15 protein-coding genes are annotated in these 16,699 nt (G+C 65.0%); 4 read left to right on the top strand and 11 right to left on the bottom strand.

All coding sequences use genetic code 11. From position 1 onward, the window contains the following. Positions 1 to 93: universal stress protein (locus ALC15_RS42365; protein WP_162240533.1), on the top strand; the 93-nt coding region annotated here is incomplete at its 5' end. Between the two features lie 200 nt (positions 94 to 293). On the opposite strand, the gene ALC15_RS33375 is transcribed toward ALC15_RS42365, so the two are convergent. Further along, entirely contained in the window at positions 294 to 1,373 is a 1,080-nt protein-coding gene (locus ALC15_RS33375; RefSeq protein ID WP_244486360.1) for an MFS transporter, read from the bottom strand. A 146-nt stretch (positions 1,374 to 1,519) separates the two neighbouring features. Between ALC15_RS33375 and ALC15_RS33370 the strand changes: the two genes are divergently transcribed. Continuing rightward, positions 1,520 to 3,385, top strand: a complete 1,866-nt coding sequence (locus ALC15_RS33370) for a multicopper oxidase domain-containing protein (protein ID WP_094194261.1) — start codon at positions 1,520 to 1,522, stop codon at positions 3,383 to 3,385. A 226-nt stretch (positions 3,386 to 3,611) separates the two neighbouring features. Here the strand turns inward: ALC15_RS33370 and ALC15_RS33365 are convergent, their stop codons facing one another. From ALC15_RS33365 to ALC15_RS33335, 8 genes are read right to left on the bottom strand one after another with little or no spacing between them, the layout of a single operon-like run. Beyond that, complete coding sequence (locus ALC15_RS33365; RefSeq protein ID WP_050630950.1) at positions 3,612 to 3,986, bottom strand: YciI family protein; 375 nt, start codon at positions 3,984 to 3,986, stop codon at positions 3,612 to 3,614. A 7-nt stretch (positions 3,987 to 3,993) separates the two neighbouring features. Then, entirely contained in the window at positions 3,994 to 7,569 is a 3,576-nt protein-coding gene (locus ALC15_RS33360; protein WP_094194259.1) for an indolepyruvate ferredoxin oxidoreductase family protein, read from the bottom strand. Next, complete coding sequence (locus tag ALC15_RS33355; RefSeq protein ID WP_244486359.1) at positions 7,541 to 8,938, bottom strand: FAD-binding oxidoreductase; 1,398 nt, start codon at positions 8,936 to 8,938, stop codon at positions 7,541 to 7,543. The genes ALC15_RS33360 and ALC15_RS33355 overlap by 29 nt, the downstream gene beginning before the upstream one ends. After that, on the bottom strand, positions 8,938 to 9,288 hold the full coding sequence (locus ALC15_RS47720) for an ABC transporter ATP-binding protein C-terminal domain-containing protein (protein ID WP_347336342.1): 351 nt from the start codon (positions 9,286 to 9,288) through the stop codon (positions 8,938 to 8,940). Before ALC15_RS47720 ends, ALC15_RS33355 begins: the two co-directional genes overlap by 1 nt. Beyond that, on the bottom strand, positions 9,285 to 9,701 hold the full coding sequence (locus ALC15_RS47715) for an ATP-binding cassette domain-containing protein (protein ID WP_347336341.1): 417 nt from the start codon (positions 9,699 to 9,701) through the stop codon (positions 9,285 to 9,287). Before ALC15_RS47715 ends, ALC15_RS47720 begins: the two co-directional genes overlap by 4 nt. Beyond that, positions 9,698 to 11,470 carry a branched-chain amino acid ABC transporter ATP-binding protein/permease gene (locus ALC15_RS33345; RefSeq protein WP_050630948.1) on the bottom strand — a complete coding sequence of 591 codons (1,773 nt, stop codon included), beginning with the start codon at positions 11,468 to 11,470 and terminating at the stop codon, positions 9,698 to 9,700. Before ALC15_RS33345 ends, ALC15_RS47715 begins: the two co-directional genes overlap by 4 nt. Next, on the bottom strand, positions 11,467 to 12,504 hold the full coding sequence (locus ALC15_RS33340) for a branched-chain amino acid ABC transporter permease (RefSeq protein ID WP_050630947.1): 1,038 nt from the start codon (positions 12,502 to 12,504) through the stop codon (positions 11,467 to 11,469). The genes ALC15_RS33345 and ALC15_RS33340 overlap by 4 nt, the downstream gene beginning before the upstream one ends. Positions 12,505 to 12,559: 55 nt before the next feature. Beyond that, positions 12,560 to 13,702 (bottom strand): ABC transporter substrate-binding protein, encoded by a 1,143-nt coding sequence (locus ALC15_RS33335; protein WP_050630946.1) that lies wholly within the window; start codon positions 13,700 to 13,702, stop codon positions 12,560 to 12,562. A gap of 200 nt (positions 13,703 to 13,902) precedes the next feature. Between ALC15_RS33335 and ALC15_RS33330 the strand changes: the two genes are divergently transcribed. Both ALC15_RS33330 and ALC15_RS33325 read left to right on the top strand, forming a co-directional pair. Continuing rightward, entirely contained in the window at positions 13,903 to 15,243 is a 1,341-nt protein-coding gene (locus ALC15_RS33330) for a phenylacetate--CoA ligase family protein (RefSeq protein ID WP_050630945.1), read from the top strand. A gap of 73 nt (positions 15,244 to 15,316) precedes the next feature. Further along, a complete protein-coding gene (locus ALC15_RS33325) occupies positions 15,317 to 15,919 on the top strand; it encodes a TetR/AcrR family transcriptional regulator (protein WP_050630944.1) in 603 nt (200 codons plus the stop codon). On the opposite strand, the gene ALC15_RS42360 is transcribed toward ALC15_RS33325, so the two are convergent. After that, on the bottom strand, positions 15,887 to 16,180 hold the full coding sequence (locus ALC15_RS42360; protein ID WP_094194257.1) for an SDR family NAD(P)-dependent oxidoreductase: 294 nt from the start codon (positions 16,178 to 16,180) through the stop codon (positions 15,887 to 15,889). The genes ALC15_RS33325 and ALC15_RS42360 overlap by 33 nt on opposite strands. Beyond that, positions 16,153 to 16,698, bottom strand: a complete 546-nt coding sequence (locus tag ALC15_RS33320; protein WP_050630943.1) for an enoyl-CoA hydratase/isomerase family protein — start codon at positions 16,696 to 16,698, stop codon at positions 16,153 to 16,155. Before ALC15_RS33320 ends, ALC15_RS42360 begins: the two co-directional genes overlap by 28 nt. Position 16,699: the final 1 nt, after the last annotated feature.

Here is a 16,699-nt window from a genome sequence, read left to right as displayed (position 1 = left end):
CGCGGCCGCGGCCAGTTGGCGGGGCTGTTGCTCGGCAGCGTCTCACACAAGGTTGTCAGTCTCGCTCCCTGCGCAGTCGTCGTCGTCCCTTAGATTTCGATCGGGGGCGACGCAGCCCAACGTAGCCCCAGAGCGAGTTCGGAAGATTGAATCTGGGATGGCCTTTCGACGACGCACGCTTTCCAAAATTGCCAACTGATCGAACCAGATCCCGTCGTCCTGCCGGCAATCGCGATCGCGGCGCTGCGATCATGGCAGCTCTGCGCAAGCCTGGTGGAGAAGCCGCGACGACCTTAGCCAACGCATCCGCCGGCAATCAGCTTGAACGCTCTTGCCGCCCCGCCAGGATGAATACCGGCACCGAGGCAAGCTGGATCACGATCGAAAAACGCGATCAGCGCAGCTCGCGAGTTTTCGTAGAGCAAGCCCGTCACGATGCTGCCTACGAGCCAGCCGACACCGTATCCCGCATAGTACAGCCCGAACGCGAAGTTGCGCTTTCCTTCGGGCAACAGCTCGGCGACGATCGCCTTGAGCAGCGTGTCCTGGGTCGCGTAGCCGACGCCCCAGAGCAGCATGCCGAACAGCACAAGCCAGAAGCCTCCCAAAAAGACGAAGGGCGAGAACGCGGCCGAGACGCATACGGCGCCGATCACGACCGGAAGCCCGACTCGATCGTAGGCCTTTCCGAAGGCGAGGTTCGCCAGCACACCGAAGGCGGTCGAGATCGCGAGCATCACCGGAATCCATTGCTCGGAGGCAATGTTCGCCTTGGACAGATGGTAGGAGATCAACTCGAAGCTCATGAGCCCGGCCGCGAACAGGGCGCCAGCCAGCATGTACAGCCAATAGGCCCGGCCGAAATCCTTGGCCGGCGCCGTGCGGCCCTGCTCAAGGCGCGACGGCAGCGGAAAGTTCACCCGGGCGACCACCAGCGCGACCAGCGCAGCCGCGGCCGAGATCGACAGGCAGGCGTAGCCGGTCCGAAAATCGCCCTTCAGCAGAAGCACCAGAGCGATGATGAGCGGCCCCAAGGTCGCGCCGGTCTCGTCGAGCGCGGTGTTCAGCGCGTACACCCATCCCTTGCCGAGCTCGCCCGTTGTGTAGGACAGCATCGCTTCGACGGTAGGCTTGCGGAGTGCCCGCCCTATCCGCTCCGCGAGGACGAGGGCGGCGGCGATCTGCCAGCTTCCGGCGAGCGCCATCGCCGGCACCGCGAATAGATTGATGACGTAGCCCAAGAACGTAATCAGCCAGTAGCGGCCTGTACGGTCCGCCGCATAGCCGGCCGGCAGGCGCAGCGCGTAGCCGAGAAACTCCCCGAGTCCTGCCGCGACGCTGATGATGGCGGCGCTGGCGCCGAGCGTCGCCATGAACGGTCCATTGATGCTGGCGCCGCCTTCGTAGGTGATATCGCCGAACAGGTTGACGACCCCGGTCGTCATCACGAAGAGAAATGCAGGTGAAGTGACCGACGGACGAGCCATGGATTTACGGAGCCCGATAAAGGTGCGCCGAAATGAAGTTCAAGGATCTGCTGAGCGGTTTCGTCCGGCTGCACATCCTGCACCATGCCGCCGAGCATGAGATCTACGGTCAATGGATCATCGAAGAGCTCGCGCGGCACGGCTATGAGCTCAGCCCCGGAACACTGTATCCCCTTCTGAGCGCGATGGAACAGCGGGGCTACCTCAAACCTCGAAAGCAGCGCGAGGGCCGCACCGCCCGGAAGTTCTATCGGGCCACGCCTTTGGGCAAGAAAGGGCCCGCGCTGGCCAGGCTCCGCGTCAAGGAATTCACCGGCGAGGCCATCGAGGAACGGCCGTCCCACCCGGAAGTTACTTGCCTTCACCCGGACATCGACTATCGATATCGGGACCCGATAAGACAACTGCTGGCTGGGGCGCAGCCTGGTGGAGGGGTCCCCGACATGCCGATAGACCGCCGTTCCCTGCTCGCCGGCGGGACACTCGTCCCTCTGGTCGGCCTGCAGAGCCGGATCGCACCCGCATTCGCCCAGGACGACCAGAAGAAGGCCGACTACACCTTGCGTATCGCGACGGGCCTCGCGGAATTGGCTCCGGAACACATCGTGTCGACGACGCTCTACAATGGCCAGTTCCCGGGCCCGCTGCTGCGCTTAAAGGAAGGGCAGCGGACCGTCGTTGATGTCCACAACGATACCGACGTGCCGGAGCTGGTTCACTGGCACGGCCAGTTGATCCCGAGCGACGTCGACGGGGCGGCCGAGGAGGGCACGCCCTTCATCCCGCCGCATGGCATGCGGCGCATCTCGTTCGTGCCGAAGCCCGCCGGTTTTCGCTTCTATCACACGCACGTCGTGGCCGGCGGCGACCTTAATCGAGGGACGTACACGGGCCAGGTCGGCCCGGTCTACATCGAGCCCAAGAACGAGCCCGGCGCCTACGATCGCGAGGTGTTTCTGGTGCTCAAGGAGTTCGCACCGTCCTTCAGCCACGGCGGCGACATGGCAATGGACTTCCTGGCCGGCGAGGAAATCGGGGCGCTGAAGGATCTCGGCAGGAAATCCGACGATGAGGCCCAGGAGAAGACGAAGGGCTTCGAGGTCGGTTACGACCTCTTCTCGATCAACGGCAAGACGCTGGGACATGGCGAGCCCGTTCGCGTCAAACAGGGCGAACGTGTGCTGTTCCACGTCCTGAACGGCAGCGCCGGCGAGATCCGGAGCCTCGCGCTACCGGGGCACTCGTTCAAGATCGTGGCGCTCGACGGCAACCCCGTGCCGACGCCGAAGGACGTGCCGGTGCTCTGGCTCGGAACGGCCGAGCGCATCTCGGCGATCGTGGAGATGAATCATCCGGGCGTGTGGATATTGGGCGACCTCGCCGATGACGACCGCAAGCGCGGGATGGGAATCATCGTCGAGTACGCCGGCGCCAAGGGTAAGCCGCAATGGGCCAGGCCGAAGCCCTACAAGTGGGATTACACGCAGTTCGGCAAGCCCGACGCGTTGCCGGCCAAGCCGGATGAGACGATGGAGTTCACCATCGTCAAGCGCAACGGTGCGCTGAACGGCTTCAACCAGTGGACGCTCAACGGCGAGGCATTCTCGATGGAGATGATGAAGCCGACGCGCAAGGTGCGCGAGGGGCGGCGCTATCGCCTGAAGTTCCGGAATGCGAGCGACGACATCCACCCGCTGCACCTCCACCGTCACAGCTTTGAGCTGGTACGGGTCGGCGGCAAGCCGACTGCCGGCGTGCTCAAGGACGTCGTCATGCTCGCCGGCTTCCAGGAGATCGAGTTCGACTTCGTCGCCGATAATCCGGGAGCGACGCTATTCCACTGCCATCAGCAACTGCACATGGACTTTGGTTTCATGGCCCTGTTCAACTATGCGTGACGCAACGGCATCCCCCCGAAACAACAACCGTCGCCGTCCGCCGCGACGATAGCGCAAGTGCGTCCGATGCTCCCGGCGGTCACGCGGCGACGCCGACTACAGATTTAACCTTGCGAGGTGAAGCCGTTGAACGAGCCATTCTTGGCGAGGTTCAGCATCGGCACGGCCGGCCAAATGCCTTTGGCCGTGAACACCCCATACCGATTGCCGAAATTATTGCAGATGCCTAGCTACAAGAACGCATCCCAGCGTCGCTCGATAGATCATCCGCGGCGATCCATGCTCGCGCGGTCACCAGCAGATTCTCAAGGAAATGCGGATCCGCATGCGGCACGAAGCGATCGAAGCATTCGATCGTGGTGCTCGCAAACAAGCCGGCGCGCGTATAGGGCTCGCCGGCGAGGAACGCCTCGACCGCCGCACGGCTATCGTGCCGCAGGATCAGGAACATGCCTTCGACCGCGCCGTCGGGCGAGACCAGCGCGCCGCCCTGCTCCAGAAAGCGGCGATTGGCGATCATGTATTCGACATGGACGTCACGGATGTGCAGCCGCTCCTCCGCGCCGCCGGACCGGTAAAGACAACGTACGACCGTCAGCATGACCTTGCTACGCCGCTCCCCTGCTCGGCCCGGCGAACGGCGCACGAATCGCATCGAACTGCGCGAGCAGATTCTGCCGCTCGCGCTCGACGGCATCGAGGCTCCTGGCCTTGACGTGGCCAAACCCCCTGATCTTCTCGGGAAGCGCCGCGAGCCGCACCGCCGTATCGAGCGTCGCCGGTGACAGGCCGGCCAGCAACCGTTCCATCAGGGCCCGATAATCGCGGATCAGCCTGCGTTCGGTCTTGCGCTCCTCGGTGTAGCCAAAGAGATCGAAGGGCGTGCCGCGCAGGAATTTTAGGGATGCGAGCGGGCCAAACAGTCGCATCATCCATGGGCCGAAGCTGAGCTTGCGCGGCGCGGCACCGTTTGGGCCGGGCTTCGCAATGAAGGGCGGCGCAAGGTGAAACCGCAGGGTGACGTCGCCCTCGAACTGGTGCTTCAGCGCGGCCGCAAACTCCGGTGACCGGTAAAGCCGGGCGACCTCGTATTCGTCCTTGTAAGCCATCAGCTTGAAGAGATTGTTCGCGACCGCTCGCGTGAGCGGCAGATCGGCGCCGAGGCCGATTCGCTGCTCGGCCGCGGCGCATCGCTCGATGAAGGCGCGGTATGGCGCTGCATAGGCCGCGTTCTGGTAGTTGGCCAGTTGCGACGCGCGCCGTTCGAGCAGCGCCCGCCAATCCTCCGTTTGCGCCGGCACGACCACGGCCGGCGCCGCCTGCCCGCCACCGGCGGCAACGACGCGGCCGAAGGCGAACGCACGCCGATTGGCGTCGATCGCAACGCCATTGAGTGCGATCGCCTGCGAGAGCGCCGCCTCGCTGACCGGGATCAGTCCCTGCTGCCAGGCATGCCCGATCAGGAACATGTTGACGCCGGTACTGTCGCCGAACTCCTGCTGCACGCGCGCATGCGCGTCGAAGCTGGTCAGCATCTCCCGCGCGCCAGCATGGCGCACCTTCTGCAGCAGCTCATCCGTGCGAGGATCGAAATCCGGGTTGCGGGTGAATTCCGCCGTCGACCCGATATGCGTATTGGCGAGCACCCGCGTCGCGCCATGGCGAATGGTGCCGAGGCTGTCGGGCAGGCACCCGACGATAAGGTCACCCATGATCACCGCATCGGCCTCGCCCCAATCGATGCGAGGCTGGTTGATCTCTGTCCCGGCTCGCCCGAGCCGCAGATGACACATCACCGAGCCGCCTTTCTGTGCCAGCGCCGTGAAGTCGAGCTCGGCGACCGCGAGATGATCGAGATGCGCAGCCATCGCGACGATCGCGCCGACCGTGATGATACCGCTGCCGCCGACACCTGCGATGAGCAGGTTGTGCGGACGATTCGAAGGGATTGCCAGCTTCGGCTTCGTGAGCTGCTCGGCCCGCGCGATCCAGTCCGTGCCGGACGCTTGCCGCTTGCGCAGCCTGCCGCCGCTCACGGAGACAAAGCTCGGGCAGAAGCCGTCGACACAGGAAAAATCCTTGTTGCAGGAGGTCTGGTCGATCGCCCGCTTGAGGCCGAGCTCAGTTTCGAACGGAACGATCGACAGGCAGTTGGAGGCCTGGCCGCAATCGCCGCAGCCTTCGCAGACGGCGCTGTTGATGAACATGCGCTTGTCAGGATCGGGATACGTTCCTTTCTTGCGGCGGCGGCGCTTCTCAGCCGCGCAGGTCTGATCGTAGATCAGCACGGTGACGCCCTTGATGGTGCGCAGCTCGCGCTGGATCGCGTCAAGCTCATGGCGGTCATGCACGGTGACGTCAGGTTCCAGCGCGACTTTGGCATAGCGGCCGACATCGTCGGTCGCGACCACCACCTTCTTGGCGCCCTCGCTCAGCATCTGGCGCGCGATCTGCGGTACGGTGAGCTGGCCGTCGACGGGCTGCCCGCCGGTCATCGCCACCGCGTCATTGAACAGGATTTTGTACGTGACGTTGTTGCCGGCTGCGATCGATTGCCGGATCGCAAGATAGCCGGAATGAAAATAGGTCCCCTCGCCCATGTTCTGGAACACATGCGGCGTCGCGGTGAATCCGGACTGTCCGACCCAGTCGACGCCCTCGGCCCCCATCTGGGTGAGGCCGGAGGTCTGCCGGTCCATCCAGCTCGCCATGTAATGGCAGCCGACTCCGGCAAGCGCGACGCTGCCTTCGGGCACTCTGGTCGAGGAATTATGCGGGCATCCCGAACAGAAATAAGGCAGGCGGCGCATGCCGTCAGCTGCGTTGCTGAGCGCTGGAGGCTTTTCGAACAAGGCCACGGCATCCGCCGGCGCAAGGTCGGGCCGGATCGCCGCCAGCCATTTCGACAAGGGCGCCAGGAGCGATGACGGCCGATGCTGGCCGAGCGCGGAAATCAGCGGTGCGCCGCGGAGATCGTGGCGGCCGACGACGCTCGGCCTGACATCCGCCGGACGATTGAACAGGATCTCCTTGATCTGGCCTTCGACGAGGCTGGTCTTCTCCTCGACGACGAGGATGTGCTTCAGTCCGGCGGAAAACGCTTCAAAGCCCTCGCGATCGAGCGGGAAGACAAGGCCGGGCTTCCAGATGCGCACGCCCTGCGCCGCCAGGCGCTGCGGTGACAGGCCGGCACGCGACAAGGCTTCCATCAGATCGAGCGCGGTCTTGCCGACGGCGACGATGCCGATGTCGGCGCGCGGCGCGCCAATCAGAAGCCGGTCCAGCGGATTGGCGCGCGCAAAGGCCGAGATCGCCTCGAGCCGGCGCATCATGCGAAGCTCGATCGCCGGCGTGAGGAAGTCGCGCGTGCCGTAACCCAGGTCCTCGCGCGCCAGGCTCTCGCCTGCCGAAACGACAAAGCGTGGCAAGGCTTCGGCCGCAAAGCTGCGGCTGCTCTCGACCGTCTCCGAAATCGCCTTGAACGCGACCCAGGCGCCGGAGAAGCGCGAGGCGGCCCAGCCCCACAGGCCGAACGGCACATATTCGTCCACGCTTGCGGGATGGATGATCGGCAAGCTCCACCCCATCAGCGAATTGTCGCTGGCATTCGGAATGCTCGACGATGTGGCGGCGTGATCATCACCGACCACGAGCAGCACGCCGCCGTTATTCGAGGCACCGGCCGCATGACCATGCCGGATGGCATCGCCGGCGCGATCGACGCCGGGCCCCTTGCCGTACCAGAGCGCGAACACGCCATCGACCGTGCGGTGAGGATCGCTGCCGACGCGCTGCGTGCCGGCGACTGCGGTCGCGGCGAGATCCTCGTTGACCGCCGGAAGGAACCTGATCTCGTGCTGCGCAAGCGCCGCCTTGCTACGCCACAATTCGGTGTCGACGCCGGCGAGCGGCGAGCCGCGATAGCCGCTGATGAAGCCTGCCGAGCGGATGTTGTCACGGCGATCGGCGAGCCGCTGCATGATCATCATCCGCACCATCGCCTGCGTACCCGATGCAAAGACACGCCCCTCAGGCTGGTGACGGCATCTTCGAGTCGATAGTCGAGATCGACGCTGGCTTGGCTGGGTTCGAGAAGAGTCATGACGAGCTGCTCTGTTCGTTGTTGGCGCGGGGCTTCCCCGCGCATCACGCCGGTTACTGATAGGGACGGTAAGCCCCGGCATCCAGGATCTTGCCGGGGTTCATGATGTTGCGCGGATCGAGCGCGCGCTTCATCGCGGCAAGCGCCATCATCGCCTCGCCGCGCTCGGCCGCGAGATAGCCGATCTTGCCGGTGCCGATGCCGTGCTCGCCGGTGCAGGTGCCGCCGACGGCGTGGGCACGCGCGACCATCCGGCCGTTCAGCTCGGCGACGCGCGCCTGCTCATCCTGATTGTCAGGCTCGACCAGGATGCAAAGGTGGAAATTGCCGTCGCCGACATGGCCGCACATCGGCGCGATCAGGCCGAGCTCGGCGACATCCTCCTGCGTCCTGGCAATAACGTCGGGCAGCGCCGAAATCGGCACGCAAATATCGGTCGGGACGCCCTGCGAGCCCGGCCGCAGCGCCAGCGCCGCCCACCAGATATCATGACGCGCCTGCCAGAGCCGGTTGCGCGCCTCCGTTGCCGTGGCCCAGCGGAAGTCACCGCCGCCGTGCTCTTTCGCGATCTCGGCCATCAGCTCGACCTGCTCGTCGACGGCGCGATCCGTGCCGTGAAACTCGAGGAACAGGGTCGGGCAAGCCGCCAGATCGAGCATGGAATAGCGGTTACAGGCCTCGACCTGCAGCGCATCCAGTAGCTCGGCACGTGCCAGCGGGATCGCGCTCTGCAACGCAGCCACCACGGCCGATACCGCGGCCCGCACGGTCGGAAACGCGCAGACCGCAGCGGCGATGCGTTGCGGAACCGGCGCGAGCCGTAGCGTCACTTCCGTGATGATGCCGAGCGTTCCCTCGGCGCCGACGAAGAGGCGCGTCAGGTCGTAACCGGCAGAGGATTTACGCGCTCTAGTCCCTGTCTCGACCACCTGGCCGTCGGCGAGCACCACCACAAGCGACATCACGACATCCCGCATCGTTCCGTAGCGAACGGCATTGGTCCCGGAGGCCCGGGTCGAAGCCATGCCGCCGATCGACGCATCGGCTCCGGGATCGACGGGGAAGAACAGCCCGGTGTCGCGCAGCGAGGTGTTGAGAGTCTTGCGCGTGACGCCTGCCTCCACCGTACAGTCGAGATCATCGGGCGAGACCCGCAGGATACGGTTCATCCCCGAGAGATCGATGGTGAGACCACCCTGCTCTGCGCTGATCTGCCCCTCGGTCGAGGTGCCCGTGCCGAACGGCACGATCGCGCAGCGATGCTCATGACAGATCCGCACGGCATCGACGACATCCGCGGCCGCGCGCGCAAACAGCACCGCGTCGGGCAGCTCGGTGCGATGCGCGGTGACTCCGGTGGCGTGATGGCGGCGGATCGCCTCAACGGTCGAGAGCTGGTCGCCGAAGCGTGCGCCGAGGCAGGCGATCGCCTGCATGGTGTGGCGTTTCATCATCGTCTCCCCGACAGGCGTTGGCGGCCATCATCGGCATGCGCCATCGATCCGCCGAGATAGGCGTCGATGACGCGAGGGTCGGCCGCGATCTCGGCGGCCTTGCCGGCAAGATGAACGGCGCCGTTCTCCAACACATAGGCGCGATCTGAGATGCGCAGCGCGGCGCGCGCGTTCTGCTCGATCAGCAGGATCGAGACACCGTCGTCCTTCAAACGCTGGATGATGCGGAACATCTCGGTGACGATCATCGGCGCAAGTCCGAGACTCGGCTCGTCGAGCATCAGGAACGAGGGACCCAGCATCAGCGCGCGGCCGAGCGCCAGCATCTGCCGCTCGCCGCCGCTCAAGGTGTCGGCGCGCTGGTCGCGCCGCTCGGCAAGGCGCGGAAACAGCGCAAAGACTCGGCAACCCGTGACGCCATGTCGAATCCGGCCTCGCGGCGCAGCGCGAAAGCGCCGAGCTTGAGGTTGTCGAGCACGCTCATCGGCCCGAACAGGTCGCGCGTCTCCGGCACCAACGAGATGCGCGCCCGGATCCGGGCCTCGATCGAGCGCGACGCCTCGGGCCAGGCCGGGAAGGCAAGGCTGCCCTGAAAGGGAACGAGGCCCATGATCGCATTCACCAGCGATGTCTTCCCAGCGCCGTTCGGGCCGATCACCGTCGTCACCTCGCCGGCGTGGGCTTCGAGCGAGACCTCGTTTACCGCGAGCAGCCGGCCATAGCGGACCGAAAAGCGCTCGAGCTTGAGAAGCGCCGTCATGCCGCCACTCCGAGATAGGCTTCCTGTACTCCGGTGTCGGCACGCACCTCCTCCGGGCGGCCGACGGCGATGCGGCGGCCGAAATTCATCACCATCAGCCGATCGGCCAGGCTGAACACGAAATCCATGTCGTGCTCGACCAGCACGATCGCGAGGCCTTCGGCGCGCAGCTCGGCCAGGAGATCCGCAAGGACCGCCTTCTCATTTGTGCGCAGCCCGGCGGCGGGCTCGTCGAGCAGGAGCAACACCGGATCGGCTGCGAGCGCGCGGGCGATCTCCACCAGGCGCTGATGGCCGAGCGACAGATTCCCTGCGAGCTCGAAGGCCTTGTCCGCAAGGCCGACGCGATCGAGCAGATGCATCGACCATCCCAGCAATTGCCGCTCCTCGACTCGATCGAGCCGAAGCGAACTGGCGAAGAGACCGCACCGGCCCAGATGCGTGGCTCCGATCGCCACGTTCTCCAGAACCGTCATGTCCTGCACCAGCGCGGCATGCTGAAACGTTCGCGACAGGCCGCGCCTGCACATGTCACGCGCACTTGCTTTCGACGACGGGCTGCCGAGAAAGCTGAGCTCTCCCTTGCTGCGCGAGAGGGCACCGCTGATCAGGTTGAACAGCGTGGACTTGCCGGCGCCGTTCGGGCCGAGGATGCCGAGGATCTCGCCGCCCTTAACGTCGAAACTGATGCCGTCGACGGCCAGGAGGCCACCGAAGCTTCGCCGCAGGCGGCTTGCCGAGAGCACGGTCAGGCCATGTGCGGGCTTGGCGCGGCGGCGCGGCAGGATAGCCGGCTCGATGCCGGCCACGGGCGCAATAGCCGTCGCGAATCTCTGCTCCAGGAACGGCCAGAGGCCTCTGCGCGCTTTCTGCAGCACGACGATCATGATCGCCGCGAATACCAGCAGCTCCAGTCGCGTGGTGGGCCCGAACACGAATTTGAGGACATCCTGCAGCTCGTGTTTGATGATCGTCACGAGCCCGGCGCCGAGCAGCGCGCCCCATATTTGGCCGCTGCCGCCGATCACGGTCATGAAGAGATAGTCGATGCTGGCGGTCAGCCCGAACGGCGTCGGGCTGAGGAAGCGCTGCACATGGGCGTAGAGCCAGCCTGCGACCGCGCCAATGACCGCGGCGAGAACGAAGGCCATCAGGCGATAGTGGTGGGCATTGGCGCCGAAGGTCTCGGCGATCACGGGCCCGCTCCGTAGCGAGCGCAGGACGCGCCCGGTCCGCGACGAAAGAAGTTGCCGGCACCAGGCGATCACCAGTACCAACATCACGAGCACGAGATAATAGGTCTGCCGCTCGCTGCGCAGCTCGAAGCCCGCGACACTGACGGGTGCAATCCCGGTCAGGCCGTTGAAGCGCCCGAGCATCTCCGAATTGCCGACCAGGAAGTAGAAGCTGATGCCGAAGCAGAGCGTCGCCAGCGCGAGATAATGTCCGCTCATGCGCACGGTGATGGCGCCGATCAAGCCGGCTGCAAGGGCCGCGGCGATCACCGCGCAGGCAAGCCCGATCCAGGCCGGCCAGCCGAGCTGCGAGGATAGATAGCCCGACACATAGGCGCCGAGCCCGACAAAGGCGGCATGGCCGAACGAGACCATGCCGGCGATGCCGGTCATCAGCACCAGACCAAGACAGGCGACGGCGGCGATCATCACATAGGTGACGACCGCGACCTGATAGGTCGGCAAGACCAGCGGAGATAGAGCGGCCAGCGCCAGCGCGATCGAGGGCGCGAAACGGACCAGGGCGCGGGTCATTCGAGGCCATCCTCCGGCGCAAGCGTCGAGACGGAGCGCCAGAACAGCACGGGAATGATGAGGAGAAAGACGATGACGTCGCGATAGGCACTCGCCCAGAAGGAGGCAAAGGCTTCGACCGTGCCGACCAGAAGCGCTCCGGCGGCGGCAAGCGGAAAGACTGCCATGCCGCCGACGATCGCGCCGACAAAGCCCTTCAAACCGAGGATGAAGCCGGAATCGTAGTAGAGCGTCGTCGTCGGCCCGACCAAAAGGCCAGAGACCGCCGCGGCAAGGCCCGCCAGCACGAACACGGTCCGGCCTGCGGCGACCGTGCTGATACCGACGATCTCCGCGCCACGCCGGTTGTGGGCCGCCGCGAGCAGCGCGCGGCCGCGCAGCGAAAAGCGGAAGAAGATATAGAGCGCGGCCACGACCACGACGCTGCTGGCGAGCACGCCGGCCGCTTGCGACGTCACGATCATGCCAAACAGGGCGAGCGGCGAACCGGAAAAGCCTTCCGTACGCACGCCTTCCGGGCCGAAGACATGCAGTCCGATGCTGTTCAGCCCGAGATGCGTTGCGATCGCGGCGATCAGCAGCACCAGTGGCGAAGCCGCCGCCATCGGCTGGAACACGATCCGGTAGATCAACGCGCCGAGGCAGGTGATCAGGGCCGCGCTGACTGCCATCTTCCAGAACAGCGGCGCGCTTTTCGGTACCAGAAACAGCGCCAGGATGACGACGGCCGGGATGACGCCGAAACGCAGCACGGACCGCACGGCACGGGCGCGATCCCGCTGCCGTGCCGCCTCAATCATCTCAAGCGACAGCGCGCCGGCCGCCGCGAAGGCCACGATCCATACCGTGCCAGGCCGCTGGCCGGCCTCGAAGGCGGACAAGGTGAGCGCCGTGAACGCGACCAGATCGCCTTGCGGCACGAAGATCACGCGGGTGACCGAAAACACCAGCACCAGCGCGGTCGCCAGCAGAGTGTAGATCGCACCGTTGACCAGTCCGTCCTGCAGCAGGATCAGCGCAACATCCGTATTCATGCCGCCTTATCCGATTGTTGAAGGCGCGCGAAGGGCACCCGTCCTGCGAGCGGCATCATTGCACCAGGCGCCATTCGCCGCCCACGATCTGCGTCATGACGCGCGACCGCTCGTCGAGCCCGAGATGGTCGTTCGGCGACATGTTGTAGACGCCGTTCGGCCCGGCGACGTCCTTGACGTTCTCGATGGCGTCACGCAGCGCGATGCGAAACTCCTCCGTACCAGGCTTGGCGCGATCGGAAGCGACAGCGATCGCCTGGTTGAGGATGAGTTGCGCGTCCCAGAGATAGGCGGCGAAGGTCGAACGCGCGCCCGCACCGGGAATTGCTTCATAGCGCTTGATGAAGTCGAGGCCGGCCGCCTTCGCCGGATGGCTGTCGGGCAACTGCTCGGCGACCAGCACCGGACCGGCCGGCACGAAAGTGCCCTCCAGCGCCTTGCCGCCGACACGGAGGAAGTCGTTGTTGGCGACTCCGTGGGTCTGATAGACGAACCCCTTGTAGCCGCGGTCGACCATCGTGGTTTGCGGCAGCGCCGCGGGCGTGCCGGATGCCGCGATGAAGACGGCATCGGGGTTCTGCGAAGTGATCTTGAGGATCTGGCCGAGCACGCTGGTATCGGTGCGTTGATAGCGCTCGGATGCCACGACCTTGATGCCGGCACCTTCCAGCAGGCCCGTCATCACCTTGATCCAGCCTTCGCCATAGGCGTCGCTGAAGCCGATCAGGCCGACGCTCCTGATATTCTTGCGCTTCATGTGTTCGAGTACGATGGACGCCATCTGCGCATCGCTCTGCGGCGTCTTGAACACCCAGCGCCGCTTGTCGACCGGCGGATCGACGATCAGCGCCGAGCCGGCGAGACTGATCATCGGCGTCTTGCTCTCGGCGATGACATCGAGCAGCGCCAGGGAATTTGGCGTGAGGCTCGGGCCGACGATGGCATCGACCTTTTCCTCCGTGATCAGCTTGCGCGCATTCGTCACCGTGGTCGACGTATCGGACGCATCGTCGAGCAGGATATAGCGGACGTCCTGCCCGCCGAGCTTCTGCGGCAGGACCGGCACGGTGCGCTGCTGGGTGACACCGACGGACGCCGCGGGCCCGGTGGCCGAGACGATCACGCCGATCCTGACTTCCGCGCGAGCCGCGCTGACCAGCGTGAGCGCGGTGACCAATCCAATGAGCGTTTTCTTCACGAATCCTCCTCCAACCGCTGTTTCTTCTGTCGGCCGGACTGCCACCCGGACTGGTCCGTCCCATCGATCTTCCGGATCCACGGCGGCCTATGTCCTTTACTTAGACCAAACGTTCGGTCTAAGAAAGAGAAAAATCAAGATGCGAAGCGTTCCGAAGGTCCCGGACAGCCGGCGGCACGCCCGCGTAGGGAGGAACTGACATGCTTCATGCCGACATCGAGAGCCTCGACTATCCGGCGATACAGGCCCTGCAACGCACGCGGCTGGCTGAACTGGCGAAGCGGCTCGACGGACAGCCCGACTGGATGGCGCACTTCGCCGCGACCGGAATGAAGCCATCCGATCTCGCGGCCAAGGACGGACTTGAGCAGGCGCCGTTCCTCGACAAGAGCGCACTGCACGAGCGCTATCCGTTTCCGTTCCTGACCGCCACCATGCCCTCCGTGCGCCGCTTCATGGCAACCTCAGGCACCACGGGATTGCCAGTCCTGTTCGGCATGACCGAGAACGACTATGGCAGGCTGCTGCCCTATCAGATGGCTCGCATCCTGACGGCCGCCGGCGTGCAGCGCGGACAGCGCGCGTATCAGGGCTACGGCTATGGGCTGTGGATCGGCGGGCCGGCGCTCGACGTCGGGTTCGCCGCGCTCGACTGCCCGAGCTTTCCGATCGGCCCCGGCCGCGGCGAGCTCGTGGTGAAATGGCTACGCGACCACAGCTATGACGTCGCCTCGATGTCACCCTTGTGGCTGATGTCGCTGATCGCGATCGCCAAGCAGGCCGGGATCGATCCGAGGAAGGACTGGTCGATCAAGCTCGCCATTCTTGGCGGCCAATCCGTTTCGACCGAATTCCGCAACTTGCTCGAGGCGGAGATGCCAGACGGCTTTGTCAGCCACAACATCTATGGCACGACAGAAGCTGGCGGACCCGTGCTGGCGATCTCGACCCCGTTCACCCATGCCGCCGACGAACTGCAGCTCGTCAACGAGGACACCATCATCACCGAGATCCTCGATCCGGCGACCTTGAAACCGGTCGCGCCGGGCGAAATCGGCGAGATCGTGATCACGACGCTGGCCCGCGAGGCCTCGCCGGTGGTGCGCTGGCGGACGCGGGACCTCGTCCGCCTCTCCGCCCATCCCTTCGACTGCAAGTCGGGGCGCCGCGGCATGCGCAAGATTGGCCGCATCATCGGCCGCACCGACGATATGATCAAGGTGAAGGGCGTCATCGTCTTCCCCTCGCAGATCGAGGATATCGTCGCGGCGACGCCCGGCACGGTGAAAGAGGCCTGGCAGATCTATGTCGACAAGCAGAAGACCACCATCGGCTCGATGTGCGTCGCCATCGAGGCCGATGCGCGCACCAATCGCTCCCAGGAGGAGTTGGTCGCCGAGGTCCGCCGGGAAATCCGGGCCCGACTCGGCTTCAATGCCGTCGTCGAATGCTTCGCCGAGGGCAGCTTGCCCCGCTACGAAGCCAAGGCAACACGCGTATTACATCGCGCGGAGGCAGCCGAGGCGGCGACGCCTGCGTGACCAAAGCAATTTGCCTCGGCCGAAGCGCGGGTCTATATAGTCCGATCGTTCGAACGATCATGCAGGACAGCTTGTGACGAGACCGCGCTCGCCGGACTACGACAACATACAGGAATCCATCGTCAAGCAGGCCGCCTCGCTGTTCGCCCATCGCGGATATGCCGCCACCTCGATCAGCGATATCGCCGCGGCCTGCAACTGCTCGAAATCACGGCTCTACCATTACTTCGAGTCCAAGGACGCGATCCTTGTCTTCATGCTGACCGAACATGTCGACAAGTTGCTCACCGGATGCACCGACATCCTGGCCGGCCGAGAAGACGACATGGCGCGCTTTCGGCGGCTGATCCGCTTCTTCATGGAGATCTATGCCGTCTCGCGCGACAAGCACGCGGTGATGCTGACCTGCCTGGAATTCCTCCCGGCCAATGTCCGCAAGGACGTGATCCGGAAGCAGCGCCAGCTCATCCAAATCGTCGCCGATGTTCTGACGAGAATCCGCCCGGACCGCGCCAAGGACGCCTCCGGCGTCCATATCGATTCCATGCTGTTCTTCGGCATGATCAACTGGACCTACACCTGGTTTCGACCGGACGGGCGCGTGTTGCCGACCGAGCTCGCCGATCGCGCAGTGAGCCTGTTTCTAGACGGCTACATCAAGTCGAAGGTCTTCTGATCCGCTACGACAGCCGCACGGCGGCGAACATTCTTTCACGTCGAAGAGACCCGCCGCGTCGAGCCAGGAAGCCACCGTCTGATCATCGGTCACATCGATAGGTACGAAATTCGTCCCGATCTCATCCGCCAGGGTATTGCCGCCAGGCGCGTCGCGGTCGCAGAAGGCGACCATCATGCCATCGCGCGCAAGCTGGCGGCAGACCGCGGCGCCGATGCCGTTGGCGCCTCCGGTTACCAATGCGCGGATTGCGCTCGCCATGCCCAGCGACCGCCGAAGACTGGCGTACGCTTTTCCAGCACCGCAGCAAGCCCCTCGCGCGCGTCCGCAGTCGCCGACAGTTCCGCGACCGTTCGCGCCTCTTCCGGCAGGCAGGACTCGACGCCAATGCCAAGGCCGGTCCAGAGCAGCCGCTTGGACGTAGCCATCGCCCTTGGTACGCTGTTCAGGCGGACCAAGGCCCCGACCGCCATCTGCAGGTAGGCTGTGACCTCGCGCAGGAAGTCACCCAGTTGCTCGTCTTCGGAAGCAAATTCGCGAAGGTCGCCACCGGCGCAGAAGTTCGGTCCATTGCCGCGCAGGTGAACCACCCGGACCCGGGGCTCAGCATGGCAGCGCATCACTGCTTCATGCAATGCGCACATCAGGCCGATGTTCATACCGTTGAAAGCTTCGGGACGGTTGAGCGTCAGGGTCGCGACATGCTTTCCATAGTTCAGCAAGACCGGCCCCTCGGCCATCCATTCTTCCGCTAGGTCCGCGCCGACTTGATCGGGCATG

The organism is Bradyrhizobium viridifuturi, from assembly GCF_001238275.1.
GTDB lineage: Bacteria > Pseudomonadota > Alphaproteobacteria > Rhizobiales > Xanthobacteraceae > Bradyrhizobium > Bradyrhizobium viridifuturi.
Note: the sequence above shows the minus strand (reverse complement) of the source record. Positions and strands in the feature narration are given on the sequence as shown.

Excerpts from the sequence above, each read along its gene's own strand:
- ALC15_RS33365 (WP_050630950.1), bottom strand. The coding sequence starts at position 3,986 with ATGCTGACGGTCGTACGTTGTCTTTACCGGTCCGGCGGCGCGGAGGAG.
- ALC15_RS42360 (WP_094194257.1), bottom strand. The coding sequence starts at position 16,180 with ATGGCGAGCGCAATCCGCGCATTGGTAACCGGAGGCGCCAACGGCATC.
- ALC15_RS33370 (WP_094194261.1), top strand. The coding sequence starts at position 1,520 with ATGAAGTTCAAGGATCTGCTGAGCGGTTTCGTCCGGCTGCACATCCTG.
- ALC15_RS33320 (WP_050630943.1), bottom strand. The coding sequence starts at position 16,698 with ATGCCCGATCAAGTCGGCGCGGACCTAGCGGAAGAATGGATGGCCGAG.
- ALC15_RS33345 (WP_050630948.1), bottom strand. The coding sequence starts at position 11,470 with ATGACCCGCGCCCTGGTCCGTTTCGCGCCCTCGATCGCGCTGGCGCTG.
- ALC15_RS33355 (WP_244486359.1), bottom strand. The coding sequence starts at position 8,938 with ATGAAACGCCACACCATGCAGGCGATCGCCTGCCTCGGCGCACGCTTC.
- ALC15_RS47715 (WP_347336341.1), bottom strand. The coding sequence starts at position 9,701 with ATGACGGCGCTTCTCAAGCTCGAGCGCTTTTCGGTCCGCTATGGCCGG.
- ALC15_RS33330 (WP_050630945.1), top strand. The coding sequence starts at position 13,903 with ATGCTTCATGCCGACATCGAGAGCCTCGACTATCCGGCGATACAGGCC.
- ALC15_RS33360 (WP_094194259.1), bottom strand. The coding sequence starts at position 7,569 with ATGCCGGGGCTTACCGTCCCTATCAGTAACCGGCGTGATGCGCGGGGA.
- ALC15_RS33375 (WP_244486360.1), bottom strand. The coding sequence starts at position 1,373 with ATGGCGACGCTCGGCGCCAGCGCCGCCATCATCAGCGTCGCGGCAGGA.
- ALC15_RS33340 (WP_050630947.1), bottom strand. The coding sequence starts at position 12,504 with ATGAATACGGATGTTGCGCTGATCCTGCTGCAGGACGGACTGGTCAAC.